At 39.3% G+C, this 26471-nt stretch carries 24 protein-coding genes; 5 read left to right on the forward strand and 19 right to left on the reverse strand.

Annotated elements, in window-relative coordinates; all coding sequences use genetic code 11:
* Positions 1 to 86: 86 nt before the first annotated feature.
* The gene (locus JUD45_RS00995; protein WP_138726333.1) at positions 87 to 500 is read right to left on the reverse strand and encodes a MarR family winged helix-turn-helix transcriptional regulator; all 414 of its coding nucleotides are present in this window, start codon (positions 498 to 500) and stop codon (positions 87 to 89) included.
* A 156-nt stretch (positions 501 to 656) separates the two neighbouring features.
* On the opposite strand from JUD45_RS00995, the gene alsS reads away from it, so the two are divergent.
* Positions 657 to 2330 carry an acetolactate synthase AlsS gene (gene alsS, locus JUD45_RS01000; protein WP_138726332.1) on the forward strand — a complete coding sequence of 558 codons (1674 nt, stop codon included), beginning with the start codon at positions 657 to 659 and terminating at the stop codon, positions 2328 to 2330.
* Between the two features lie 28 nt (positions 2331 to 2358).
* Here alsS and JUD45_RS01005 read toward each other — a convergent pair whose 3' ends face one another.
* A complete protein-coding gene (locus JUD45_RS01005; protein ID WP_190246322.1) occupies positions 2359 to 2745 on the reverse strand; it encodes a DUF805 domain-containing protein in 387 nt (128 codons plus the stop codon).
* Positions 2746 to 2857: 112 nt separating this feature from the next.
* Entirely contained in the window at positions 2858 to 3295 is a 438-nt protein-coding gene (locus JUD45_RS01010) for a DUF805 domain-containing protein (protein ID WP_138726338.1), read from the reverse strand.
* Positions 3296 to 3440: 145 nt separating this feature from the next.
* On the opposite strand from JUD45_RS01010, the gene JUD45_RS01015 reads away from it, so the two are divergent.
* The 3 genes from JUD45_RS01015 (at position 3441) to JUD45_RS01025 (ending at position 5385) form a co-directional block, all read left to right on the forward strand.
* Entirely contained in the window at positions 3441 to 3971 is a 531-nt protein-coding gene (locus JUD45_RS01015) for a TM2 domain-containing protein (RefSeq protein ID WP_203619473.1), read from the forward strand.
* A gap of 116 nt (positions 3972 to 4087) precedes the next feature.
* Entirely contained in the window at positions 4088 to 4942 is an 855-nt protein-coding gene (locus JUD45_RS01020) for an NAD(P)H-binding protein (RefSeq protein ID WP_203619474.1), read from the forward strand.
* Positions 4942 to 5385, forward strand: coding sequence for an Rrf2 family transcriptional regulator (locus tag JUD45_RS01025; RefSeq protein ID WP_203619475.1), 444 nt, complete (start codon positions 4942 to 4944; stop codon positions 5383 to 5385). Before JUD45_RS01020 ends, JUD45_RS01025 begins: the two co-directional genes overlap by 1 nt.
* 11 nt (positions 5386 to 5396) lie before the next feature.
* Here JUD45_RS01025 and JUD45_RS01030 read toward each other — a convergent pair whose 3' ends face one another.
* The 16 genes from JUD45_RS01030 to JUD45_RS01105 all read right to left on the reverse strand — a co-directional run bounded on the left by JUD45_RS01030 (position 5397) and on the right by JUD45_RS01105 (position 23920).
* A complete protein-coding gene (locus JUD45_RS01030; protein WP_138727168.1) occupies positions 5397 to 6623 on the reverse strand; it encodes an MFS transporter in 1227 nt (408 codons plus the stop codon).
* 189 nt (positions 6624 to 6812) lie between these two features.
* A complete protein-coding gene (locus JUD45_RS01035; RefSeq protein ID WP_203619476.1) occupies positions 6813 to 8045 on the reverse strand; it encodes an MFS transporter in 1233 nt (410 codons plus the stop codon).
* A gap of 130 nt (positions 8046 to 8175) precedes the next feature.
* On the reverse strand, positions 8176 to 8766 hold the full coding sequence (locus JUD45_RS01040; RefSeq protein ID WP_138727170.1) for a DUF1003 domain-containing protein: 591 nt from the start codon (positions 8764 to 8766) through the stop codon (positions 8176 to 8178).
* A 94-nt stretch (positions 8767 to 8860) separates the two neighbouring features.
* The gene (gene purD, locus JUD45_RS01045) at positions 8861 to 10138 is read right to left on the reverse strand and encodes a phosphoribosylamine--glycine ligase (protein ID WP_203619477.1); all 1278 of its coding nucleotides are present in this window, start codon (positions 10136 to 10138) and stop codon (positions 8861 to 8863) included.
* A gap of 9 nt (positions 10139 to 10147) precedes the next feature.
* A complete protein-coding gene (gene purH, locus JUD45_RS01050; RefSeq protein ID WP_203619478.1) occupies positions 10148 to 11680 on the reverse strand; it encodes a bifunctional phosphoribosylaminoimidazolecarboxamide formyltransferase/IMP cyclohydrolase in 1533 nt (510 codons plus the stop codon).
* 1 nt (position 11681) lies between these two features.
* On the reverse strand, positions 11682 to 12257 hold the full coding sequence (gene purN, locus JUD45_RS01055; protein WP_203619524.1) for a phosphoribosylglycinamide formyltransferase: 576 nt from the start codon (positions 12255 to 12257) through the stop codon (positions 11682 to 11684).
* Entirely contained in the window at positions 12244 to 13278 is a 1035-nt protein-coding gene (purM, locus tag JUD45_RS01060) for a phosphoribosylformylglycinamidine cyclo-ligase (RefSeq protein ID WP_203619479.1), read from the reverse strand. Before purM ends, purN begins: the two co-directional genes overlap by 14 nt.
* On the reverse strand, positions 13271 to 14734 hold the full coding sequence (gene purF / locus JUD45_RS01065) for an amidophosphoribosyltransferase (protein WP_203619480.1): 1464 nt from the start codon (positions 14732 to 14734) through the stop codon (positions 13271 to 13273). The genes purM and purF overlap by 8 nt, the downstream gene beginning before the upstream one ends.
* Complete coding sequence (gene purL, locus JUD45_RS01070; protein ID WP_203619481.1) at positions 14710 to 16932, reverse strand: phosphoribosylformylglycinamidine synthase subunit PurL; 2223 nt, start codon at positions 16930 to 16932, stop codon at positions 14710 to 14712. The genes purF and purL overlap by 25 nt, the downstream gene beginning before the upstream one ends.
* A 4-nt stretch (positions 16933 to 16936) precedes the next feature.
* Entirely contained in the window at positions 16937 to 17602 is a 666-nt protein-coding gene (gene purQ / locus JUD45_RS01075; protein WP_203619482.1) for a phosphoribosylformylglycinamidine synthase subunit PurQ, read from the reverse strand.
* Positions 17599 to 17853: a phosphoribosylformylglycinamidine synthase subunit PurS gene (purS, locus tag JUD45_RS01080; RefSeq protein WP_138727176.1), complete on the reverse strand. Its 255-nt coding sequence runs from the start codon at positions 17851 to 17853 to the stop codon at positions 17599 to 17601. Before purS ends, purQ begins: the two co-directional genes overlap by 4 nt.
* Positions 17854 to 17866: 13 nt before the next feature.
* Positions 17867 to 18574: a phosphoribosylaminoimidazolesuccinocarboxamide synthase gene (purC, locus tag JUD45_RS01085; protein ID WP_225879391.1), complete on the reverse strand. Its 708-nt coding sequence runs from the start codon at positions 18572 to 18574 to the stop codon at positions 17867 to 17869.
* Between the two features lie 11 nt (positions 18575 to 18585).
* Positions 18586 to 19707: a 5-(carboxyamino)imidazole ribonucleotide synthase gene (purK, locus tag JUD45_RS01090; RefSeq protein WP_138727178.1), complete on the reverse strand. Its 1122-nt coding sequence runs from the start codon at positions 19705 to 19707 to the stop codon at positions 18586 to 18588.
* On the reverse strand, positions 19691 to 20173 hold the full coding sequence (gene purE / locus JUD45_RS01095) for a 5-(carboxyamino)imidazole ribonucleotide mutase (RefSeq protein WP_203619483.1): 483 nt from the start codon (positions 20171 to 20173) through the stop codon (positions 19691 to 19693). Before purE ends, purK begins: the two co-directional genes overlap by 17 nt.
* Positions 20174 to 20335: 162 nt before the next feature.
* On the reverse strand, positions 20336 to 21262 hold the full coding sequence (locus JUD45_RS01100) for a D-alanyl-D-alanine carboxypeptidase family protein (protein WP_203619484.1): 927 nt from the start codon (positions 21260 to 21262) through the stop codon (positions 20336 to 20338).
* A 135-nt stretch (positions 21263 to 21397) separates the two neighbouring features.
* Positions 21398 to 23920 (reverse strand): M1 family metallopeptidase, encoded by a 2523-nt coding sequence (locus tag JUD45_RS01105; RefSeq protein ID WP_203619485.1) that lies wholly within the window; start codon positions 23918 to 23920, stop codon positions 21398 to 21400.
* Between the two features lie 246 nt (positions 23921 to 24166).
* On the opposite strand from JUD45_RS01105, the gene JUD45_RS01110 reads away from it, so the two are divergent.
* On the forward strand, positions 24167 to 26437 hold the full coding sequence (locus JUD45_RS01110) for a leucine-rich repeat domain-containing protein (protein ID WP_203619486.1): 2271 nt from the start codon (positions 24167 to 24169) through the stop codon (positions 26435 to 26437).
* Positions 26438 to 26471 lie beyond the last annotated feature (34 nt).

A 26471-nucleotide genomic window follows, 5' to 3' on the forward strand; every position in this document is an offset into this window, starting at 1 on the left:
ATGTCACCGGTTGAATACCGGATCAATTCCTCCCAGAAAATAGCATAACCATCTTCCAATTTTAGGGGTTCAGGTCACAACGTTTTTTATTTTTGAATATCTTCTAGATAACTATTGGTTAACTTCTTCATCGTATCTTCCCAATTATAGTTGGTACTATTACAAATGGCATTGATAAAGTTCAACTGTTCAGCTTCAATCTTTTCGATTAATTTTCGTCCATCATCCGTTAAATACACGACTTTTTTTCTCTTATCAGATTTTGCTGGACCGGTGTAAACGAGATTACGTTCTCTTAAATCGCGACACGCCACGTTTAACGCCTGTTTGGAAATATCTAGAATTTGTAGTAATTGTTTGATTGTAATCTCATCAATGGTATCAACCGAGAATAACAGTTTTTGTTGATTTGAAGTTAGGTTATACTTTGATAAATCAACGATTCGATTGATTTCTTGGTATGCAAAGTAAAAGACCATTAATTTCTTTTTATCGATCATTTTATTCTCCTTTAGGTCAATTAAGTTGACCTTATATAGAATAGTGCTATTATTATAGAAAGGTCAATTAGATTGACCTATAATATTATTTACTATTCTAGATTATCAGAATTCATTCAATCTGTCAGAATTATTTATCATATTTGAGGTGATATTATGGATAAACCTACTACCGGATCAAAAGCTTTGATTCAAAGCATGATCAATCAAAACATTAAATACGTCTTCGGTATCCCCGGCGCTAAAGTCGATCAACTATTCGAAGACTTACAAGATTTCGATGACGAAAGAACACCAAAACTAATCGTTACTCGTCATGAACAAAATGCCGCATTCATCGCCGCTGCAATTGGTCGTTTAACCGGTGAACCCGGAGTCGTCGCCGTCACTTCAGGGCCTGGAGTTTCTAACCTAGCTACTGGATTAATCACCGCTACCTCTGAAGGTGACCCAATCATTGCCATCGGTGGTCAAGTAAAACGAGATGATTTATTACGTCTTACCCACCAAAGCATTAACTCCGCTGATTTATTAAAGAGCGCTACCAAGTCTAGCGTTGAAGTTCAAGATGCCAACAACATCTCAGAAACTTTCTCAAACGCATACATCACCGCTCAATCACCTAAGAAAGGTGCTGCCTTCATTTCAGTGCCACAAGATGTTTTAGGCGACGAAGTATCCCGTCCAGTAATTGATAAACTACCAAAGATTACTAACGGAAGCGTCGATAAGACTCGTATGCAAGAAATCGCTCATTTAATCGAAAACTCTAAACAACCGGTTATTTTAGCCGGAATGCGTGCTTCAACTCCCGAAGTTAGTGCCGCATTACACAAATTGCTACATAAGCTCTCAATCCCAGTCGTTGAAACCTATCAAGGTGCTGGTGTCATTTCAAAGGAACTTGTTGAAAATTATTACGGTCGTGTCAGCTTGTTTGATAACCAAATTGGTGACACCATCTTAAAAAACAGTGACTTAGTAATTGCCGTTGGGTATGATCCGGTTGAATACGAAGCTAGAAATTGGAATCAAAAGCATACACAAGTGATTAACATTGATACCGTTTCACCAGAAATTACTGCTGAATACCAACCAAGTATCATCGTTAATGCTGATATTGCAGAAAGTATTGATGCTTTAACCGAATACATCGATGACTCAATGGAGCTTTCCAAAGAAGTCACCGATCACCTTCACAAGTTACGTGACCACTTCACCGAAACAATTGAAGAAATCCATGAAACTACCGAAAACGGTTTGCACCCTATATCAGTAATCCAATCACTTCAAAAATTTGTCAGCGAAGACACCATCGTAACCGTTGACATAGGAAGTCATTACATCTGGATGGGGCGCTACTTCAAGACATACAAGCCTCGTCATCTACTATTCAGTAACGGAATGCAAACACTTGGTGTCTCACTTCCATGGGCCATTGGTGCAGCCCTAACTAATCCTGACGAACCAGTTATTTCTATTTCTGGAGATGGTGGATTCCTATTCTCCGGACAAGAACTAGAAACCGCCGTTCGTTTAAACCTAAATATCATTCAATTAATTTGGGTCGATGGATATTACGACATGGTTAAGTTCCAAGAAGTTGCAAAGTACGGTCACGATGCCGGAGTTAAATTTGGTTACGTTGATTACGTCAAATACGCCGAAAGTTTTGGTGCTACTGGTATTCGCGCTAATAGCGTCAACGATTTGAACAGTGCTTTAAACCGTGCCAAGGACATCAACGGACCTGTTATCATTGAAATTCCTGTTGATTACCAAGACAACATTGAATTAAAAACTAAACTAATTCCAAACGAATTAAACTAAAAAAGAGCTAGAGAAATCTAGCTCTTTTTTATTCTTCTTTACTTGGTAGAATCGATAAAACTATATCCGACAATATTAATAAGATATCAATCACTTGTAAATACCAAGGTAGGTGTTTAATGGTATAAACCAGTAAAGAGGGTATGATAAATGTAATAATCACCCAATATGGGCTTATCCCGATATCTCTGAAACGTCTCACATATTGAGAAATGTTTGGAATAATGGTAAAAATAGAAAAAATAAGATAAATAAACAGACCGAACTTAATATCAACTTGTTCAATTCCTGCAATAATTCCTGTTATAATTGTTAATCCTAAAAAACTCCACCAAAACTCTGATCTGGTACTACGACCTTTAAAGTCAAAGTATCTAGTCCAATACATTGAGAAACCTTTAAGAAAGTTAAGCATTTCATCACATCCAAATTTTTTTACAGATAGAGTTACAGTATAAGAAATTTGTATCAACATTTCTTATACTGTGACAAAAAAAGAGCGGTTCACCGCCCTTTTTTCTGTTTAATTATTTTCTATCTTTGCTTGGCATTACTAAAATAATAAAACCAATGATTGAGATAATTAGAACTAGGGTTTGAACTAGAACATGCTTGTCGTATACGTTTGAACCCTTTAGAACAAATGGTACACCGTAAGTGATTAGTAGGAACCATGGTGTAACACCGGAATCACGGTAACGACGGAAGTGTAGTGAGATTGTAGGAATAACTGTTGCGATAGTGTATAGGATACATACTGCGATACCAATAAGAGCAGCAATACCGAATGTCTTATCAGCATGGCCAGTTGCGTATGCTGTAACGATAGTTACACCACCAAATGCTAGTGCGAAAACTGCGTAGATGATTGAGTTAATTAAGAATACCCACCAGTATTCTGATCTAGTACTTACTCCAGTAAAGTTAAAGTAGTTTTTCCAAAATAATTTGTAAGCTTTAAACATAATTAAATTTCCCCTTTTCTATTTCTAAATACATATTAATTAATCACTTACAAAAAATCAATTTAAAAAATTGTTAAGAATGTTTCGATTCATCTAATGATGTTATAATTAATAATAATAATTGAGCCAAGGGGAGTCTTTTTATATGAATAATTTAGATGAATTAGAACAACAGGTTATCAACGACCGAAAAAATCTTTCTACTAAGCAACAATTAATGATTAACGAATACGTGGAAACCAACTCAGTCAATGCTATTGTCGCTTGGGCAATGTGGTTTTTCCTAGGCCAATTTGGTGGACACAGATTTCTATTTAAAAAGAATAAAGCAATTTTAATGTTGGTTTTAGAATTAATAGGAATAATTACAACTATTATCGTAATTGGTTTCTTCATCCTAACTGCCATTGTCATCTGGTGGATTATCGATGCATTTTCAATTCCAACATGGATAAAAGAACGCAGGCTCGAAGCAACAGTTAAAGCAATTTCTGCCGTTACTGGTAAATCCACCAAAGAATTTAACCAAAATGAAGGCTCTTCATCTAATGAAGCTGATAAAAATAAAGAGGATCAACCTGCTCAAGATAGCCAACCAGAAAAGAAACAATCTGAATTCGAATCTATTGATGATACAGATGGTGACTTTACTGACTTCAGTAAACCAAAAGAATAACATTTTGAAAGCTTCCAAAAATTTGGAAGCTTTTTTGTTGCATTATTTTCATCCACCTGTTATCTTATATGTAACATGTTAATTATAAAGTAACAACTAGAAAGGTTGATAAAATTATGAAATACGCAATTAGTGCTGTTACCGGTAACTTCGGTAAAGAAGCAATCAAAGTTTTAATGAAAAATGTTCACAGAACAGACATCGTCGCTTTAGCAAGAAACGTCGAAAAAGCTGAAAAGCAACTTCCTGTCGGATTAGATGTTCGTCCATTCGATTACGGTAACCCTGATCAAATGGCTGAATCGCTTGAAGGCATCGACAAGCTATTATTTGTCTCATCACAACCAAGTCCAGTCCTACCACGTATGACTCAACACCAAAACGTGATTGATGCTGCTAAAAAAGCTGGTGTAGAATTTATCGTTTACACTAGTTTCCCACATGCCGAAACTGCTGATAACTTCCTATCTCATGATCACACTCAAACAGAAGCAGCTATCAAGGAAAGTGGTATCGACCACGCATTCGTCCGTAACAACTGGTACTTGGAAAACGAAGCAACTGTTCTAAAGCCTGCCAGTGAAGGTCAACCATTCGTATACGGTGCCGGTGACGGTCACGTTGGTTGGGCACTAGAGTCAGAATATGCTGAAGGTGCTGTTCGTGTTCTATTAAGCAAATCACCAAAAGAAATCTACGAATTTGCTGGTGAACGTCGCACTTACGCTGACTTAGCTGAAGCGTTAAAGAAAGCAACTGGAAAGGACTTCCCTGTTATCTCCGCGTCAGCTGAAGACTACAAAAATGGTCTAAAAGAAGCTGGACTAGATGATGCTACTGTTGGAATCGTTTCAGACATTCAAGCATTAATCGCAGATGGTCAACTAGACGAAGAAACAAATGACTTAACTGCCGTAATTAGTCATTCACTTACTCCAATCGAAGATGCCATCAAGAAGGTTATCAAATAATGAAGTATTCACATCGTTTAAGTGATGCTGTTCATATTTTGACCTACATTGGCGCTGCTGAAATCGTTGAGGATGATTTATCAAGTCGTGCAATTGCTGGAAGTATCAATTCTAATCCCAGCCTTGTACGTCGTCTAATGTCGTCACTAAAGAATGCTGGATTAATTACCAGTGAACCTGGCCGTGCAGCCGTATCATTAAGCAAACCAACTACTGAGATTACCCTTCTCGATGTCTACAAAGCAATTGAAGAACCCGATTTATTCCACGTTGATGAAGAAACCAATCAACAATGTCCTATCGGAGCTAACATTCAATCCGCTTTGCATAAGGCATATGATGAAGTTCAACAACAAGCCGAAATCGAGATGAGCAAAATCACGTTAAAAGATATCGTAAAAGATGTCGTTAACGGCAATAAAAAACACTATCCTAATGGATAGTGTTTTTTATTTTACATGTACCCGCGGTTAAAGTTTCTAAGTTTCTTTAGTGTCAACATTGCAATTACAGCAACTAGGTACATTAGTGACATGAAGATCATGATTTGAATCAATGAAAACTTCGCCATTAACAATCCCATTAATACGGGTGAAAAACCACCGACTGACTTACCGATTGCCATAATCATGTTGTTGGCAGTGGTTCTGATATTTGTAGGATATAGTCGACTAATGATGGCACCAAAACCACCGTAGAAACCGGCAGCGAAGAATCCGGCTAACGCACTAAATGCTAGTAGCATCATCGCACTGTGAGCAATCGCAATTCCATAAATTGCAACAGCGGCTGATAACATAAAGAATGCAAATGCCACTCTAGGACCAATCTTGTCCATGATGTAACCAAAGCTAATCATACCCAAACTGATACCCACGATTGTAGCAATCATCCATAGTGATGACTTTGAAATTGATACATGAAGTTGCTTTTGCATGATGGTTGGTAACCAAATCATTAGACCATAGTAACCGGCATTTTCAACGATTACCATTATGGTAATGACGATGGTTTGCCATGCCAATTGTGGAGTCTTAAATAGTTCAGAGAATGAAACGTGTGGAAGCTTGTTGTTTTTCTTTACCTCCGCTTCGTAAACCGGACTTTCCTTTAGGTGACGACGGATGAAGTATGCTAAAGCAACCGGAATCAAACCGAATAGGAATAATGCGTTCCAGCCAAACATGGGTAGAACAATTGAAGCGATAATTGCAGCCATGATTCCACCCATTTGACCACCAGCCGCTGAGAAGGAAATAATTTTTCCAACCTTGAATCCTTGGAAATGTTCAGAAATAAGTGATACCCCTGCCCCAAATTCACCACCGGAACCGACTCCGGCTAAAAATCTTAGTAGGTAAATTTCATAAATATTATGCGCAAAAAATAGCAATCCTGTCGCAATTGCAAACAAGAAAATCGTATGTGAGAAGATTTTGACACGACCAAAACGATCGGCCAAAATTCCGAATAACAATCCACCAAATAGTTTTCCTAAATTAGTAATTGTTGAAGTAAGTCCTGCCGCTGCAGGACTAATATGTAAACTCAAAATCATTGATGATAGCGCAAAGGATAAGAACATGCTATCCATATTTTCTAGTGCAAAACCAACCGTAGTGGAGGCAAGCGTCTTTTTTTGATCAAAACTAAAATGCTTTGATTCGTTAATGACATCCATCTATAAGTTCCTCTTTTCGTCTAATCACGAACATTAATTTGATTTATTTTTATAATATACGTATATTATGCTACTATATCGAAAAAATGGCAACATTTTTCTGTTTTATATCGATATTTGCGATAAAAATCACTACTCACTCTTAATAATGTTCGGAAATAAAAAAGCCGGCAGCCTCCTACCAACTTCTTATTTTGCGTATTCTTTATTAAATTTACCGATATTTCTAATCGATAGCATTACTAGGACCGCAACAATGTACATTGCAGATAGCATCATCATAATTTGAAATAGTGAGTATTTAGCCATCAAGAATCCCATCACAAATGGTGATAGACCACCAATTAGTTGGCCACATGCCATGATGGTGTTGTTAGCGGTACTTCTAATTCTGGTTGGGTATAATCGACTGATTACTGCGCCGAATCCACCATAGAATCCTGATGCAAAGAAACCAGCAAACGCACTAGATAGTAGCAGTGTGATTGGACTGTGGGCAATGGCGATTCCATAAATTGAAACCGCAGCAACGATCATGTATAGACCAAATGCTAGACGGGGGCCAAGCCAGTCTAGAATGTATCCAAATGTGGCCATTCCAATGCAGATACCAATGATGGTAACCACCATCCATAGTGAAGATTTTGAAATGGATGTATGTAGTTGTTTTTGCATGATAGTTGGTAACCAACTCATGATACCGTAGTATCCGGCCTTTTCAACAATGATCATGACCATCAAACCAAATGTTTGCCAAGCGATGGAAGGAGTCTTGAAAAGTTCTAATATTGATACCTTTGGTGCTTGATTATCATGTTTAGACTTTTCTTCTACAAAGGCTGGACTTTCTTTTAAGTGACGACGAATAAAGAAGGCTAAAATAACTGGAATTAATCCAAATAAGAATAAAGTGTTCCATCCATACAATGGTAAGACAATCGAAGCAATGATAGCAGCAACGATGGCTCCCAGTTGACCACCGGTTGCTGACCATGAAACGAGTTTACCAATCTTGTGACCTCTGAAGTTTTCAGCAATCAAGGCGACTCCGGCACCGAATTCACCACCAGCACCAATTCCGGCGATGAAACGAAGTGCGTAAATTTCATAAATGTTATGTACAAAGAATAATAATCCAGTCGCAATTGCGAACAAGAAGATAGTGTATGAAAAGACCTTAACACGACCAAACTTATCGGCTAAAATCCCGAACAATAAACCACCGACAAACTTCCCAATGTTTGTAATCGATGAAGTTAATCCCGCTGCTGCAGGGCTAATATGTAAGGTTAAAATCATTGAAGATAACGCGAATGACAAAAACATGCTATCCATGTTCTCTAAAGCAAATCCAGCAGATGTAGATGCTAACGTCCTTTTTTGGTTAGTACTAAATCCCTTTGACTCTTTGACAATTTCCATTTTATTCATCCTTTCAAAAAAACGTACTATATTATCTATATTTAATATATTATACGTATATTACCACTATTCACGATTAAAACAACCCCTTTTCACATAAAAAAGTGAATAAAAAAGGATGATTAACTAATTAATCATCCTTTTTATTTTGTAGATTATCTTCAATATTTTTCTCACGTTGGGAAGCTTCGATACGGATTAACATTTCCATTTGCAACTGATTTAGCTGACTTTGGTGCTTATTGTATTTAGTTTGTAAATCAACCTTAGCGTGTAATAGTTTCAATTCTTCTTCAGAGCGTAAGTTAACGTGGTAGTCGTTTCGACGGTTTAGGTCATCTTTTTCACCGGCACGGTTTTGACTCATCATGATGATGGGGGCCTGAATGGCGGAAATACATGAAAGCGCCAAGTTCAAAAGAATGAATGGGTATGGATCAAAATGCCAGCCGAATAGTTGCATGACATTAATAATCATCCAGCCAACTAGAAAGACGACGAATGAGATAACGAATCCCCAAGATCCTCCGACCTTAGCAACCTTGTCGGCTAATCGTTTACCAAATGTGTAGTTTTCTTGTAAGGCCTTATCGGCATCGATTACTTTAAAATCCTCGTTGTTAATTTTTTGGGTTAAACGACGGTCAATCTTATTAAAAGCCGCCTCGTCTTTTCGCATCGCTTTTTTGATATCAGCATATTGTTGTGCGTAATTTTCCATTGTTTCAACTCCCTAAAATATGTATAAACAAAAGTCTATACTTTATTAACCTAATATACAAAGATAAAAACTTACAGCAAAAAAGCTATGGCATTCACCATAGCTTCTTGATTGATCTAAACGCTTTATCACCAATATCGGTTCGATAAGCGTAGTCGTTTGAGTCAACGTTATTCTTAATCGCTTGATTAACATTTGCTTGAGCAGCCTTTAAGTCCTTGTCTGAGGAAATCACCATCATGATGCGTCCACCAGAGCTGACTAATTTTTCGTCTTGTTCTTCCACTCCCGCGTAAGCCAATGACAATTTTTCATCGCTAAACTGAGGAAGTGTAAGACCATTTTTATGGTTACCAGGATAGCCCTTAGCAGCTAGGACGTTGCCTAGGAAGTATCGGTCGGTTTTCCAATCAACGGTTTGAGCTTGATGGTTCATTAGTTTGACAATCACATCCCCCAAATCACCTTGCAACTGTGGCAAGATGACTTGAGTTTCTGGATCACCCATTCGAACGTTGAACTCGATGACTTTGACACCGTCTTTGGTCAGGATTAATCCAGCGTATAGAAAACCTTGGAATAAAATGCCTCGTTTGTGCATTTCAGCCAACACGGGTCTAATCACCTTCACTAATCCTTTATTCAAGACGTCATCGCCAAATTGAGGCAGTGGACTATAAGCCCCCATTCCACCGGTGTTTGGTCCCTTATCACCATCGTAGATACGTTTGTGGTCTTGGGCTAGCGGCATGGTTATAACATCAGTTCCGTTTACCATCACAATCATCGAGAATTCTTGACCATCAAGGTATTCTTCAATCAAAATTTCTTGGTTGGCATCATTATCGTAGATTGAGGCTAAAGTCTTTCTGGCCTCAGCTAAGTCTTTGATAATGAAAACCCCTTTCCCAGCTGCCAAACCATTTAGTTTCACAACGATTGGAAAATCGTGTTCTTCCATGTATGAAAGAGCAGCATCGTGATTATTAAAGGTAGCATATGCAGCAGTTGGAACACCGGCTGATTGCATCACTTCTTTGGCAAACTCCTTTGAGCTTTCCAATTGAGCAGCCTCTTTGTTGGGACCAAAGACCTTCAAGCCAGCATTAGTAAAACGGTCAACAATGCCGTCACTAAGTGGTTTTTCTGGACCAACAACAGTCCAATCAATTTGATTATCTAAGGTAAATTGGATTAGAGCATCGAAATCCAACTCTTCAATATCAACGGTTTGAACTCTACCAATCATATTCATCATTGGATTACCGGGTGCTACAAAAACTTCTCGATTGACGTTCTTTGCTAAACTTTGTGCCATCGCATATTCACGACCGCCTGAACCAATCAATAACCATTTTTCCATCTTCATCATAACCTCACTCTAGTGTTTGAAATGACGGTTGCCACTAAATACAAGGGCAATGCCTAATTCGTCAGCTTTATCAATTGAATCTTGATCACGGATACTTCCACCAGGTTCAACAATTGCTGTGATACCGTGTTCAGCAGCGAATTCAACACAATCATCCATTGGGAAGTAAGCATCTGAACCTAATACTGCGTTTGCGTAGTCTGACTTAGTTTCAGCCTTTTTGATAGCAATCTTAGTTGAGTCAATACGGTTTGGTTGACCAGAACCAACCCCTAAAGTTTGATGATCTGTAGTAACAACAATTGCATTACTCTTAACATGTTTTACGGCGTTTTGGGCGAATGCTAAAGCCTTCATTTGTTTTTCAGTTGGTTGTTTCTTTGAGACAACCTTATATTCAGTTGGTTCTTCATGAAGTAAATCACGTTCTTGAACTAACATACCGCCTAACACTGAAACTAAACCCTTCTTGTCTGGGTTAATCTTATCGAAGTCAACAGTTAGTAAACGGATGTTTTTCTTCTTAGCTAATACGTCATAAGCTTCGTCGGTGAATGATGGAGCGATTACTATTTCCAAGAAGATGGCGTGCATCTTTTCGGCAGTAGCTAAATCAACTTCGCGGTTTAATGCGATGATTCCGCCAAAAATTGAAGTTGAATCTGATTCATAAGCTAAGTTCCAAGCAGTTAATAGGTCATCGGCAGTACCAATACCACATGGGTTCATGTGTTTTAATGCAACAACAGTAGCTTGATCTGGGAATTCTGCAACGATACGAAGTGCGGCGTCAGCATCCCTTACGTTGTTGTATGATAGCTTCTTACCATGTAGTTGTTTGGCATTAGCTAATGAGTATGTTTCAGGAATTGGTTCCTTGTAGTACGCAGCCTTTTGGTGACTGTTTTCACCGTAACGCATTGCTTCTACCTTTTCATATGTGTAAGTTAGCTTTTCTGGGAATTCTTCTTTGGTTAGGTAGTTGGCAATTAATGCGTCGTATGCTGCAGTATGTCTAAAGGCCTTCGCTGCCAATGCGCTTCTGTATTCAGCGTCGACTTCATTAGCATCGTATCTTGCGATGTAGTCGTCGTAGTCTGCTACGTCGGTAATTACGATTACGTCTTGGCTGTTTTTAGCAGCGGCTCTTAGCATTGAAGGACCACCGATATCAATATTTTCAATTGCATCGGCATATGTAACGTCCGGCTTTTCAATGGTTTCTTTAAATGGGTATAGGTTCACACAAACTAGATCGATTAGACCAATGTTTTGTTCCTTTAATTGTTGCATGTGTTCTTCATTGTCGCGACGAGCTAGGATTCCAGCGTGGATGCGTGGATGTAACGTCTTCACACGGCCGTCTAACATTTCAGAGAAATTAGTAATTTCTTCAACGGCAATCGCGTCGACACCGTTGTCTAATAATGTCTTCAATGTTCCACCGGTTGAGACAATATCGTAATCACGTTGTTCTAGTTGCTTGGCAAATTCAACAATTCCATTCTTATCTGAGACACTTAACAATGCTAACTTTTTCAATTTAAATAACTCCCTTTTCAATTAATTGTAAAATCGTGCGTGGGTACAACTGATGTTCAACATCATGAATTCGATTTTCCAAATCCGCTAACGAATCACCTTCTTTTCTAAAAACTTCCTCTTGAGCAATAATCTGACCGGAGTCAATCCCCGAATCCACAAAGTGAATTGTGACTCCTGTCTTATCAACACCAGCGTTGTAGGCATCTAAGATACCCTGTTTGCCAGGAAAACTCGGCAAGAGCGCTGGATGGATGTTGATAATCTTATTGGGATAAGCATTCAATAACGTTTCCCCAACAATTCTCATATAGCCGGCTAAGATAATGACTTTAACACCCTTTTGCTTGAGCGCTTCTAGAATGCGACCCTCACGAATCGCTCTTTTTTCGCCCTTATGCAGTTCCGCAATCAAGACTTCAACGTTCTTTTTCTCGGCCCTTTGCACCACAAACGCATCATGGTGATCACATACCAACAATTTAATATCGATTGGTAGGTCAGCTTCAGCAATCGCGTCGAAGTTAGTCCCGTTTCCCGATGCAAAAATTGCAACGGGGAGTTTATCTGATTTCAACTGCTTGTTGCTCACGTTTTACCACCTCACCAATCTCGAAATATTCTAGGCCATTATCAGAAAGGTAATTTGTCACTGCTTGAACGTATTCTTCTGGAGCGACTAACACCATGCCGATTCCTTGGTTAAACACAAGATCCATGTCGCTTTGATCCAAGTTACCCCAGTCTTGTAGGCACTTGAAGATGTTTGGCACCGTCCATGATGAACGGTCAATCTTGGCAGTTAAATCGTTTGGAATTACTCTTGATAGGTTATCAGCAATTCCGCCACCAGTAATATTAGCAATCGCATGAATCGCACCAGATTCGACAATGCCCTTAACGTAGTGGTAGTACAAACGCGTTGGAGTTAATAGTTCATCAATCAATGGTTGTGATAAACCTTGGTATGTGGCGTTTAAATCAAGCTCCGCATCCTTGATAATCTTTCGAACCAATGAGTAACCGTTGGAATGAATTCCGGATGATTTCAAACCAATTAATTTGTCACCCTCTTTAACGTTTTGTGCTCCTAGTAAACGTTTCTTGTCGGCAATCCCAACCGCAAAACCACTCAAGTCATAGTCGTCTTGTTTGTAGATGCCAGGCATTTCGGCCATTTCACCACCAATTAATGAAAGACCAGCTTGTTTACATCCCATCACAACACCAGAAACGATTTCCTTTACTTCTTCTGGAAGCAACTTACCGATTCCGATGTAATCTAGAAAGAATAGTGGTTTAGCACCTTGCGCTAGGATGTCGTTGGCACACATGGCAACTAAATCAATACCGATAGTGGTATGACGTTTCGCTTGAATGGCCAACATCAATTTAGTTCCGACACCATCGGTTCCAGAAATTAGAACCGGATCATCGTATTTTGCAAAATGAGATTGAAGTGAATACATTGCGCCGAATCCACCCAGACCATCAACAACACTTTGGTCATAGGTAGAAGCGACCATATCTTTGATTGAATTTACCGCTTTTTCGCCGCTTTCAACATCGACACCAGCTTCTTTATATTGGTTAACCATTCACTTCGTCCTCCTCGTATAGGTGTAATCTCTTTGCTTCTGCATCATATGTTTCTTGGTAGTCATACAAAGGTGTTGGGTACTTACCATCGAAGTAAGCTGTACATAGACCATGGTATTGGTTGTCACAATCTAAATCGATTGCTTCGATTAAACCTTCAACACTTAGGTATTTTAATGAGTCTGCTTCAATAATGTCCTTGATTTCTTCGATACTGTGGTTGGCACCGATTAATTCACTTGGTTTTTGAATATCAATCCCATAGAAACATGGGTATTTCAAATCAGGTGAAGCAATTCGAACGTGGACTGATTTAGCACCAGCATCCTTTAACATCTTGACGATAAAACGACTGGTGGTTCCGCGGACGATTGAGTCATCAACTAAGATGACATCCTTATCTTTGATGACTGATTTAACAACTGAAAGTTTCATTGAAACCCCGCGTTCACGACGTTCTTGCGTTGGTTCGATAAAGGTTCTGGCAACATATTGGTTCTTAATCAAGCCCATTTCATAAGGAATGCCACTTTCAATTGCATAACCCATCGCTGCAGATAGAGATGAGTTAGGCACTCCGATAACGACGTCAGCCTTAGTTGGGTTTTCACGTGCGACCAAAGCACCCATGCGTTTTCTAGCTTCATGGACTGAAACACCATGGATAACCGAGTCGGGACGAGCGAAGTAGACGTATTCCATTGAACAGATAGTTAGTTCAGTATCTTCAGTAAAGTGGTCAATCTTGATACCGGAGTCGTCGACAATGACGACTTCCCCTGGTTGAACATCCCTTACATATTCGGCTTGAACTTGATCTAGCGCACAGGTTTCACTACAGATAACCACGGCTCCGTCTTTTCTTCTTCCGACAACCAATGGACGTAATCCATTAGGGTCACATACCGCATACATGGCGTCAGGACTAAGTAAAACGTAGGCAAATCCCCCATGCATTTGGTTGGCTGCTTCTTTGATACGACCTAGGAAGGTGTCTTGGTTACTGATTTCGATTAAGTCACCGAAGATTTCACTATCAGAATCGGATTGGAAGATGGTTCCAGTTTTTCTAAGCATTTCTTTTAGAGTGTCGGCATTAGTTAGGTTTCCGTTGTGTGATAGTGCAAAATGCGTTTCGGTGTTTTCAAACATAAATGGTTGCACATTGTTGATAGTATGGCTTCCAGCAGTTGCGTAACGAATGTGACCTAGTGCAGCATTCCCATGTAGTCGATCAAAGGCATGCGGGTCATCAAAAATAGCTCCAAGTAAACCTTGTCCGCGATATCGGTTTAGTCGTTTATTGGCATCAATGGCAAGAATTCCAGCACCTTCTTGACCACGATGTTGTAAAGCGTGAAGACCGCTGTAAGCGACCTTAGCAGCTGGACCTTCAACGCCCCAGACACCAAAGACACCACATTCATCGTTTAAGCTTTTGACTTCATTTGGCATGATAAACTTTCCTTCCAGATGGTTTTTAGTGCAGTCACATCATCAACATATTGACCATCTTGTAGTTGTAAGTTGATTTGTTGGCTGTCGTCAGTTACACCAATCAAGTGCGCTTTCTTACCAGCTAGTTTTTCGAAGGCTGCTTGGTCTTCTTGGCTAACTGATACGACGTATCTTGATTGAGTTTCTGAGAATAGTTGTGCTTTAGTAATATCGATTTCACCCTTTAAACCAAGGTTGTGTTCGAATAAAGATTCAAGAATTGAAACGATAATTCCACCTTCACTAACATCGTGAGCAGATTCGATTAGGTGGTTATGAATTAAATCTAGTACCAAGCGTTGGTTGCTAAATTCTTCTTCGAGGTCAAAGTGGATTTTTCCTGAAATTTGACCTTCTAGGTGTTTTTGAATTTCTGAACCGGCAAAGTCATCGTTTGTGTCTCCGATAACGTAAACCAATTCGCCTGCTTCCTTGATATCAGATCGAGTAATGTATTGGTTATCTTCGATTAGACCAACCATTCCAATCATTGGAGTTGGGTAAATCGCCTTGTTGTCTGTTTCGTTGTATAGCGAAACGTTTCCGGCGATTACAGGTGTATCGAATTTTTCACAAGCTTGAGAGATTCCTTCAACTGATTGATCCATTTCGAAGTAACTTTCTGAGTCGTCAGGGTTACCGAAGTTCAAACAATCGGTAATTCCAATTGGCACGGCACCGCTTGCGACGATGTTTCGAGCGGCTTCTGATACGGCAATTTGACCACCTAGTTTTGGATCTAGGTAGATGTAACGACCGTTGGCATCAGTAGTCATGGCAAGTGACTTGTTAGTGCCACGAACACGAATTACTCCTGAGTCACTACCGGGTTGAACAACTGTGTTGGCTTGAACACGGCAGTCGTATTGGCGATAAACAGACTCTTTAGAAGCAATGGTAGGTTGTCCGATAATTGTCTTTACCATGTCGTTAACATCGTTAATAACTGGTGTTTTGGCTTCATCGACGTTTTTCAAACGGTCAGGTTCAACAACATCGTGTTGGTATTCAGGAACATCGTTAACCAAACTTGAGGTTGGAATGTCACAAACAAGTTCACCGTGTTGGTATAAACGATATTGTTTATCGTCGTTAACGTGACCAATTACGACAGCATCTAAATGATGTTTTTCAAACACTTCTAGAACTTCGTCTTCATGGCCAGCCTTAACACATAGCAACATTCTTTCTTGAGATTCTGAAAGCATGATTTCATATGGAGTCATGCCAATTTCTCTTTGTGGAACTAAATCTAAGTCAAGGTCGACTCCACTGTTAGCCTTGTCGGCCATTTCAGCTGATGATGATACTAGACCAGCAGCACCCATATCTTGGATTCCTACTAGGATGTCCTTGTGGTTATGAGTGACTTCTAGACAGGCGTCGACAAGTAGTTTTTCCATGAACGGATCACCAACTTGAACGGCTGAGCGGTCTGATTCTTCTTCAGTGCTGAATTGACTTGATGCAAAGGTAGCACCGTTAATTCCGTCACGTCCGGTCTTGGCACCCACATAGATGATTGAGTTACCGGCACCGGAGGCACGTCCAGCTTCAATGTCTGCTTGATCCATCAAACCGACACACATAACGTTGACCAATGGGTTTCCGTCATAACATGGGTCAAAGCTAATTTCGCCACCGACTGTTGGTACCCCGATACAGTTACCGTAACCTGCGATTCCGGCAACGACCTTGTCTAATAGGAAACGGTTCTTGTCATTAGTTAATTCACCGAAACGAAGACTATCTAGAGAAGCCACCGGTTTGGCACCCATTGAAAAGATGTCTCTGATGATTCCACCGACACCAGTAGCAGCACCTTCGTAAGGTTCAACGTAACTTGGATGGTTGTGACTTTCGGCTTTGAATACAACCGCTTGGTCATCACCAATATCTAGAACTCCGGCACCTTCACCAGGTCCTTGTAATACACGAGAACCGTCTGACCAGAACTTTCTTAAGACTGGCTTTGAGTTCTTGTATGAACAGTGTTCGCTCCACATTCCTGAGTACAAACCGGTTTCGGTGTAGTTAGGTAAGCGGTGCAAAATGTCATTTGAGATTAAGTTATATTCAAAATCAGTTAAACCCCAGTCTTGATAAATCTTTTGATCTTTAATATCTTGGGGTGTAATTGTCTTTGGCTTTTCCATCTTGTTAGCTCCTAACGTGATTTAATAATGACTTGAATAACTTCAAGCCGTCAGTTCCACCTAAAATACTTTCAACGGCACGTTCTGGATGAGGCATCATTCCTAAAACATTACCTTGTTCGTTCACGACACCTGCGATGTTGTCACAACTACCGTTGGGATTATCTTCGTAAGCGAAGACGATTTGATTGTTAGCCTTTAATTGAGCTAAAGTTTCGTCGTCACAGTAGTAGTTACCTTCACCGTGAGCGATTGGAATATCGATAACTTCTGATTCTTCGTATTGGTCGGTAAACATTGTGTCGTTATTTTGGACACGTAATTTGGACCAATCTGAGATGAATTCCATGCTGGTGTTGTGTTGAAGTGAACCGGGTAATAGGTTAGCTTCCGTTAGGATTTGGAAACCATTGCAGACACCCAATACTGGTTTGCCTTCAGCAGCCATTTCCTTAACTGATTCCATAACCGGTGCAAAACGAGCAACGGCACCACTTCTTAGGTAATCACCGTATGAAAAACCACCAGGAATCAAGACACCATCGTATCCGTCTAAGTTAGTAGCATCTGAAGTAACTAGGTCAACGTCTTCATTTAGTGAGTCGCGCACTGCATAATACATATCCATGTCACAGTTGGAGCCGGGAAAACTAATTACTGCAAACTTCATTTTGCCACTCCCTTTAGTTCAAATTCGAATGATTCCATGTTGTGGTTCACCAATAAATCTTTGGCGATGTCGTTAACTACCTTTGATGCTTCATCTTCGCTGCTTGCTTTGATGTTAACTTCAAAGTACTTACCTTGTTTGACTGAGTCGACCTTGTCGTAACCCAAACGTTGTAAGGCATTCAATACTGCTTCACCTTGAGGATCTAAAATTGATGCTTTGTGATGGACATAAATCTGTGCTAAATACATATTTTCTTCCTCCCTAAATGGCTGCTCGTAAACGATTTAGAATTTCTAGATAACCTGGCATCATATCGCCAGCTTCTTTTCGAAAGACATCCTTATCTAATGATTCGTTAGTGTCTTTATCAAGTAAACGACATGAATCAGGTGAGATTTCATCAGCTAGGATGATTTCACCATCTTCGTTAATTCCAAACTCTAGTTTGAAATCAACTAGCGTCACGTTCATCTTGTCGAATAATTGAGTCAAAATTTGGTTAACCTTCAAACCGTCAGCTTCTAGTTGAGCTAACTTGTCGGATTCGATTAAATCTAAACCAATTGCATCAGACTTAGTAACGATTGGATCGTGCAAATCATTATCCTTATAAAAAAATTCGACAACTGGTTCTTTCAATGTTTGAAGATAATCAGTGCCGAATCTTTTTTGGAAATGTCCGGCTGCAAAGTTTCTAATTACAACTTCCAGCGGAATCATTTCAACTTTTTTATTTAATTGATCTGTTTCGTTAACACGTTCAATAAAGTGCGTAGCAACACCATTTTCGTTTAGGTATGTAAAAATCATACTTGAAATTTCATTGTTAACCGCACCCTTGTTTTCGATTAATTCATTACGCAAACCATCCCCAGCAGTGGTGTGGTCTGTGTAGTGCACACGCAATACGCTTGAATCATCGGTGGTGTATAGTTCTTTAGTCTTTCCTGATGCAACTAATGTAGTCATTTTAATTCTCCTCATCTAAATAATTTAACGTCTTGCAATAATTGATCAATTGATGAACCAGTCACGGTGATGTGACCCATTTTTCTTTGATGCTTAATTTCAGCCTTACCATAATCATGGAAGTTCCAGTTTGGATGGTTAACTAACTCGTTTCGACCGAGTATTAAATTGTCACCCAACAAGTTCACCATAACGGCGTTATCAATTAACTCGATATCGGGTAAGGATAGATTACAAATACTTAAAATATGTGCTTTAAATTGAGAAACGTTACAGGCCTCAATGGTGTAGTGACCTGAATTATGTGGTCTTGGCGCTAGTTCGTTAACCAGTAAGCTACCGTCTTTCATTAAGAAGAATTCGATGCCTAATACACCGACTAGTTTCATTTCTGAAGCGATGTTTTCAGCAATATGTTCGGCATCCTTATGAACGCTGTCGTCAGTTCTTGCTGGCACGATGCTAGTGTGTAAGATGTGGTCTTCATGAATATTTTCGCTAAGTGGGAAGACAATCACCTTGCCGGAAACATCTCGGTCTACCATTATGGAAACTTCCTGTACAAAAGGTTGCTTTCTTTCGTATATCCACTCAATGCCGTCCAAGTGTTTAATGGCTTCCTTTAGGTCGTCTTCATTATTAATGTCGAATTGACCGTGGCCATCATAGCCACCCTCAGCGGTTTTTAAAATCGCAGGAGTTGAGATTTGTTGGTACGCCTTTAATAAATCGTCGGCATTATTTACTGGCGAGTAGTCAGTAACAGGTGCTCCAATGCTTTGTAAAAAGCCCTTTTCCTTGTTTCGATTACTAGTTGTTTCTAGTTCGCTAATCGGTTGCGGGATATATGTAGTATCCGAAACCTTTTTGATTGCTTTTTGGTCGACATTTTCAAACTCGTAAGTTAAAACATCAGACTTGTCAGCTAATCGTTTAATTGCAGATACGTCGTCATAATCAGCGATAATTTGAAAGTCAGCAACTTGAGCTGCCGGAGCGTCTGGGGTTGGATCTAAAACACCAACTTTATATCCCATTTCCTTAGCAACTAGTGCCATCATCTGACCCAATTGACCGCCACCTAAAATTCCAATGGTGGCTGGTGGCAAAATTGGCTTAGCGTAATTGTTCATTACTATCAATTGCCTCCTTTGTTTGTCTTTCACGAAAATCATCTAGACTTTGTGCAATCTTTTCATCGCTAACCGCTAGAATTTGTGCCGCTAACAACGCAGCGTTCTTTGCACCAGCATCACCAATTGCGACGGTCGCTACCGGTACGCCAGAAGGCATTTGAACGATTGATAGTAGTGAATCGACCCCGTTTAAGGTGCTGGTCTTAACCGGAATTCCGATGACCGGTAAGGTTGTATTTGCCGCTAACATCCCTGGCAAATGTGCTGCTCCACCCGCCGCAGCAATGATTACCTTGTATCGTTCGTGTTCTGCTGAACGACCAAAAGCTTGTAATTCGTTTGGCATCCGATGGGCTGAGATAATCTTGGTATTATAACTAATGTCTAAGCTATCTAAAGTATCGATAGTTCCCTGTATTTTAGGGAAATCAGAGATAGAACCCATTACAACTGCTACATCCATTTTTATAAGTCTCCCCTCTAAATGGTTAAACTTATAATAACAACCGATTTAACTTTCGTCAACTAAAAAGCGAACAATATTTTAAAATAATATGTTATAGTTCGTGAAAAACACAAATATTAGCACAAAAAAAGACCAACTTAACAAAGTTGGTCTTTTGAACTATTTAAATTCAGGAAATGTCTTGTAAATCATTTTGTACATTCTTGATTGATCGTAAGCATTGAATCGATCGTGTAGAGATACGATAATGACACGATTCTTGTTTGGTAATTGACTAGTGCTTACCAGACAATTACCTGCTAGTGGTGTGTATCCAGTCTTTAATCCATCGACATGCAATGCCGCATTGTATCTAAGTCCACCCGCTAATAATTCGTTGGTGTTCTTTAAGGTTTGGCCACTTTGGCGGTAACGATACAGCTTGGCATCGTTGATGATTGATGGATACAATCTTAAGAGATTTGAAGCAATCACAGCTAATGCTTTTGCTGATACACGGTTGTAATCATAACGTGAACCGTATCGAATGTAATATGGATATAAGTCAGAGTTTTCTAGCCCGGATGAAGAAACGAAGTGAGCTTGAGAGCTAATCCCCCATGCTTTTACTTGCGCGTTCATCTTCTTGATAAACTTATTGTTAGTACCGGACACCCATTGTCCCAACGCAATCGTGGCACTGTTGGATGACGCAATTAATGAAGCCTTGTATAGGTTTCTAACGGTGTATGTCTTGTTAGCCTTTAATACGTAGCTACCTAGAGAATGGTGTCTACTCATGTTTGCTAAACTGCGTGATATTTTAACTTTTTGGTTCCAACCGTTCTTGGTAGTTTGGGCCTTTTGGATTGCTAAGTATAATGTCATAATCTTAGCGGTTGAAGCAACTGCACGTTTAGAAGTTGCATTCTTTTGATAGTAGACCTGGTTAGTATCCATGTTAATCGCATAAGTCGCGCTACTTGTCTTATTGTACTTATCCATCGCTTTGGTATAACTACTATTAGTATCGGCACTTGCGCTAACAGTAACAAATGATGAACCAAGCATAAAGATAGCCATAAAAGCCACCATTAACTTTTTCATTTAACTTCATCCCCCTTAATGATATCAATAGCTATATATTACAACGTTTTGGCGGGATTTTAGTTTACAAATTATTACATTTATATTATGAATATTAAAAAAGGAACCTAATATATAGGTTCCTTTTCTTTATGATTATTTAATTGCTTCTCTCACAGCGTCTTTTTCAGATTCAACCAATTCAACGGTACTTGTGATTGCTCTAGTATCCATCTTAATTTCACGGGTTAAACCTGGAGTGTCTAGTTTTGGTTCAAAGAATGCTTTGAATTCATCTAGACGAGTTCTGGTATGGAAGATGTTTGAGATAACTGTAATAAATGTAGCGAATTCCATGTCACCACCAACAGTATCTTCTAGCCATTGCCATTCGTTTCTGATCCAGTCCCATGCGAATTGTTGACCAGCTGAATTTCTCAATACACCTGAGAACCAAGCACGTAAGTCTTGAGGTTTTACAACACTACTATCTTCAAAGTTAGCAACTAGTTTACCTAGTAGTTTAGCATCCTTTGTTAGAGTTACTGCAGCACAGATATCTTGCTTGTAACTTGGGTCAGTTGATTGTTTGTATTCTTCAACTAATGCATCGAATTCTTCAGCATTTGAGTAGTTTTTCATTTCATTAGCTAAGATGTAAACACGGGTGTCAGCTTGTAATGATAACAAGTTGGATTGGTGATCTTGGAAGATTGCGTGAGCAGCTTCGGCGAAATCCTTGTTGTCATCGTATAATGCAGCCCCTAAGATGTATGGACGAGTTAACTTATCATTGTTACTTTCGCCATCTACGCTAACTAGTCCTAGACGTTCTAGTTGTTTGTCACTTAGTTGTCTGAATAGGTTCTTCAAGTTGTCTTCGTCTTCAGTTCCTGGTTCAACGAACTTCTTCAAGTTGTTGGCTAATGTGTAAACGGAGTCGTTAATCACATTAGATTCGCTATCAGCAAATTGTTTTAATACTGGAACAACGTCAGCGTATGATACTTGTTTTGCTTCGGCTAGTAAACGAAGATCTTGTAGTAATTGCATCTTATCGATTGGAGATAAGTTATCGGAATCGCTTAAGATGTCTGATTGTAATGTGTCATCGTATTTCACGATAAAGTGTGAATTGTTACCAACGTTTACTCTAAATGGTTTGCCGTTTAGTTTACGTAATTCTTGGTAGTCACCTAAATCGACAGTTTCTTCACTGAAGATGTCAGGAGCTTGATCGTAGTTTGCGTTTAAAGGAATTTGCCAACGACGACCTTCATCCTTACCTTCACCGGTGAAGAATTGCTTTTGAGCTAACTTCAAACGGTTGTCTTCAACGTATGCGTTCACAACTGGGTAACCTGGTTGTTCTAGCCATGATTCCATAATCTTACCTAGATCCATGCCAGCAGCCTTACCAAGTGCATCCCATAAGTCAGAACCAGCAGCGTTTCCGTACTTGTGAGCAGCAAAGTAGTTCTTTAGACCTTCACGTAATGCATCGTCTCCGATTAAGGCACGAACCATCACTAACATTCTGGCACCCTTGGCGTAAACGATAGCTCCATCAAATAGTGCATCGATTTCTGCTGGGTGATGAACTTCAACGTGAACTGATTGAACACCGTCAACAGCATCACGTTTTAACGCTGCAGGAACATCAGTAGTTTGGAATACTTCCCAAATGTTCCATGAAGGTTCGATTGCGTCGATGGCAACGTATTCCATCATGTTGGCAAAACTTTCGTTCAACCATAGGTCATCCCACCATCTCATGGTTACTAAGTCACCGAACCATTGGTGAGCTAATTCATGAGCAATAACCGTAGCAACACGTTGTTTTACTTCAAATGAAGTGTTATCTGGATCTAGTAATAAGTATGCTTCACGATAAGTTACTAGTCCCCAGTTTTCCATTGCCCCTGCTGAGAAGTCAGGTAGCGCTAATTGCCATGAATGTGGAAGTGGGTATGGAGTTTGGTAGAAGTCTTCGAAGAATTCGATTGAGCGCTTAGCGATATCTAAGGCAAAATCTAGTTCTTTTGCGTCATGGACCTTGGTACCGAAGACACCAACTTTTACACCACTCTTAGTTTCAGTCATCTTACTTTGCATGTCACCAAAGGCAAATGCAACTAGATAAGTAGACATTTTGACAGTTTCATCAAAGTAATGAACACCGTTTTCTACTTTGACTTCTGGCATGTTTGCTAAAGCAATTTCACCAGGTTGTTCATCAAACTTAAGTGCTAGCTTAAACTTAGCCTTTGCTTCCGGTTCATCAATACATGGGAACGCTTGTCTAGCAAAGTTGGTTTCAAATTGAGTTCCTACTAATTGTTTTTGTTCACCATTAACTTGGTAATATGAAGGGTAAATTCCCATCATGGTATCAGTTAACTTGGCGGAGTATTCAATAGTTACGGCAACTTCACCGGTCTTATCTAAAGATACGTTAATTACTTCGTTGTCATTATCAACATTAAAGTCAACGGGAGTTCCATCTACTGAAACGTTGGTGACATCAAAGTCTTTTTCGTGAATGCCAATTTCTGCTTCACTTGCATTACCGTAAATTGTGGTCTTTCCACTAAATTTCTTTTCACTACGGCTAACATCTAAATAGATGTCGTAGTGTTCAGGTTGAAATCGATTAAATAATCTAACTAATTCAGCCATCAATAACACTCCTTCTTTATCATCATTTTCTCATTATTTTTTAATTGTACGCTATCTAAATATAAAACGCTACAAATATATTGTAGTAGTAATAATTATTACATGCACATGTTAATACTTATATAATCTTCTTTAGCTTTTCTTTATAAAATTGAAAAAAACTTAACTTTATAAGTATAGAGAGTTTTAGATAAATAGATTATTATTTTAATCATAAAATAATAATTCAGAGGGAAGCGGACATTTATGAAAAAAACATCTTTAAAAACAGCTTTACTTTTTTCTACCTTAGTATTTGGTACAGTTCAAGCCAATGCTCTAATTAACCAATCTAACAACTACTCAATTGTAGCTCACGCTGACAGTAGCAATGTTGATACTTCTACCGCTAACATTGCAACAATCAAAGACAACACAATCAGAAAGATTTTATTAAGTTCTGTTAACAGTCAAGAACACACAAACTACTCAAATGCTAACCAAATTACCAACGATGATTTAGCAAAACTAACTTCCATTAATTACAGCGGTAATGGATCAGAAAAGGTTTCATCATTAGATAACTTCAACACAAGCATCCTACCAAATATCACTTCATTTTCTATTGATAATGTCGACATCAGTGGCATCAAAGACTTAAGTCCATTCGTTCAATGGAACAAGCTATCAAGCGTTTCATTAAGTGGTGACAACATCAACAGTGACCAATTCGCTACATTAGGTAAATGGTCAGACACTTCATTGACATACTTGGACTTATCACACAACAACATCAGTAACTTGGACTTCTTAAAGGACATTCAAATTCCAAACGTCCAAAAAATCGATGTAAACCATAACCAAATCTCAGATTTCACACCAGTAGTTACTCAAAAATGGAACAGTCTAACTGATTTAAATGCCGGTTTTAACAAGATTACAGACATCTCACCAATCGCTAAAGTTAACTGGCCAAACCTACAAAAGCTAATTGTTGAAAGCAACCAAATCTCTGACATTTCAGTAATTGCTTCAGCAAACTGGCCAAACCTACAAACATTGAATGCTGATAATAACAACATTTCAGACATTAACGCTTTTGCAACCACTAACTGGCATAACTTAAAAGTTATTTCAGCCGCTGGTAACAAGATTCAAAACGTCAATTCTTTAGCTGGTAAGGCTGATAACTTCAAGAACCTACAAACATTCGTTGTTAATAACAACAACATTAACGACATTTCTTGGATGAGTGGCTTTAAATTCAACTCTAACTCACTTGCTACTAAACAAACCGTTAACGATACTCAAATAGTTGTTAAACCAGAAAACGGTCAAAGCGTCTTAGTTCCTGTAACCATTAAGGACGTTACCCTAACAGACGGTGTGAACTGGACATACCTTGCAACTGACGACAACGCAGGTACTAACCTTGAGGCATCAAACCTTTCAGATTCCAGCGCAACAATCATTGGAAACGATGGTCTTCCATTCAAACTTGTAGAAGCAACTGAAGAAGGCCAAAACACTAAATCAAACGGTATCAAGGGTGTTAGGTTAAACTACACTGGTGCTAACACATCAACTGTATCATTTGACTTCGGATCAAATTTTGGAATTAGCCAACCTGGTTACTTTGGTGGTAGATACACACTTAACGTTAACTGGGCAACTACTAACAGCCAAAGCAAGGCTGTTAAGGTAACAGTTAACTACATTGATCAAGACGGTCAGCAAATCAGCTCACCTCAAACTAAGACAGTTAACTTTGTTGAAACTGGTAAGAAAGTCGACGCAACTGGTCAACAAATTTGGAATAACGACTGGAGAGCTTTAAGCGATGACAGTTACTCATTCTCAAGTCCTGAAGTTAAGGGATACAAATTAGCAAACAATGCTCAATCAACTGTAAGTGGAAACGTAAACAACGACTCAAGTGACATCACTGAAAACGTTGTTTACAAGACTGTTGCTCCTAGTTCAAGTGCTGACAGTAACTCTTCAAAGCCAGCTGATTCAAGCGCTCAAAGCTCTGCTTCAAGCTCAGAAGCTACTAGCTCAAGTGCTCAATCCTCTGCTTCAAGTTCAGAAGCTAACAGCTCAAGTGCTCAATCTTCTGCTCAAAGCTCAGAAGCTAACAGCTCAAGTGCTCAATCTTCAGTAACTAACGAACACAGCAACAACGCAAGTAACCCAACTCAAAGTTCTAGCGTTGAAAGTTCGAGCGCTCAATCTTCTGCAGTAAGCAACAACGGTAACAATGCCGGCAAACCTACTTCAGAAAACAGTGCTACTCCTACTACACCATCAACTGGTAACAACTTTGGTAAGCCAAACAGGGAAGTTACTATCAAGCATGTAGATCCAGCTGTTCCTGGTCACAAGAACAACGCTTCACACCCTGCTACTGAAAACAAAAACAAGTTACCTCAAACTGGTGACAAGACTGAACAAAACGTACTAATTTCTCTTGGTGTCGTAGCCATTGCTACAGCACTAGGATTAGCAGCATTTGCACTACGTCGTAAGAATAAGTAAAAAATAAAAAAGACCTCGAAATGATTTCGAGGTC

This window comes from Apilactobacillus nanyangensis (assembly GCF_016861915.1).
In the GTDB taxonomy this organism is placed as follows: domain Bacteria; phylum Bacillota; class Bacilli; order Lactobacillales; family Lactobacillaceae; genus Apilactobacillus; species Apilactobacillus nanyangensis.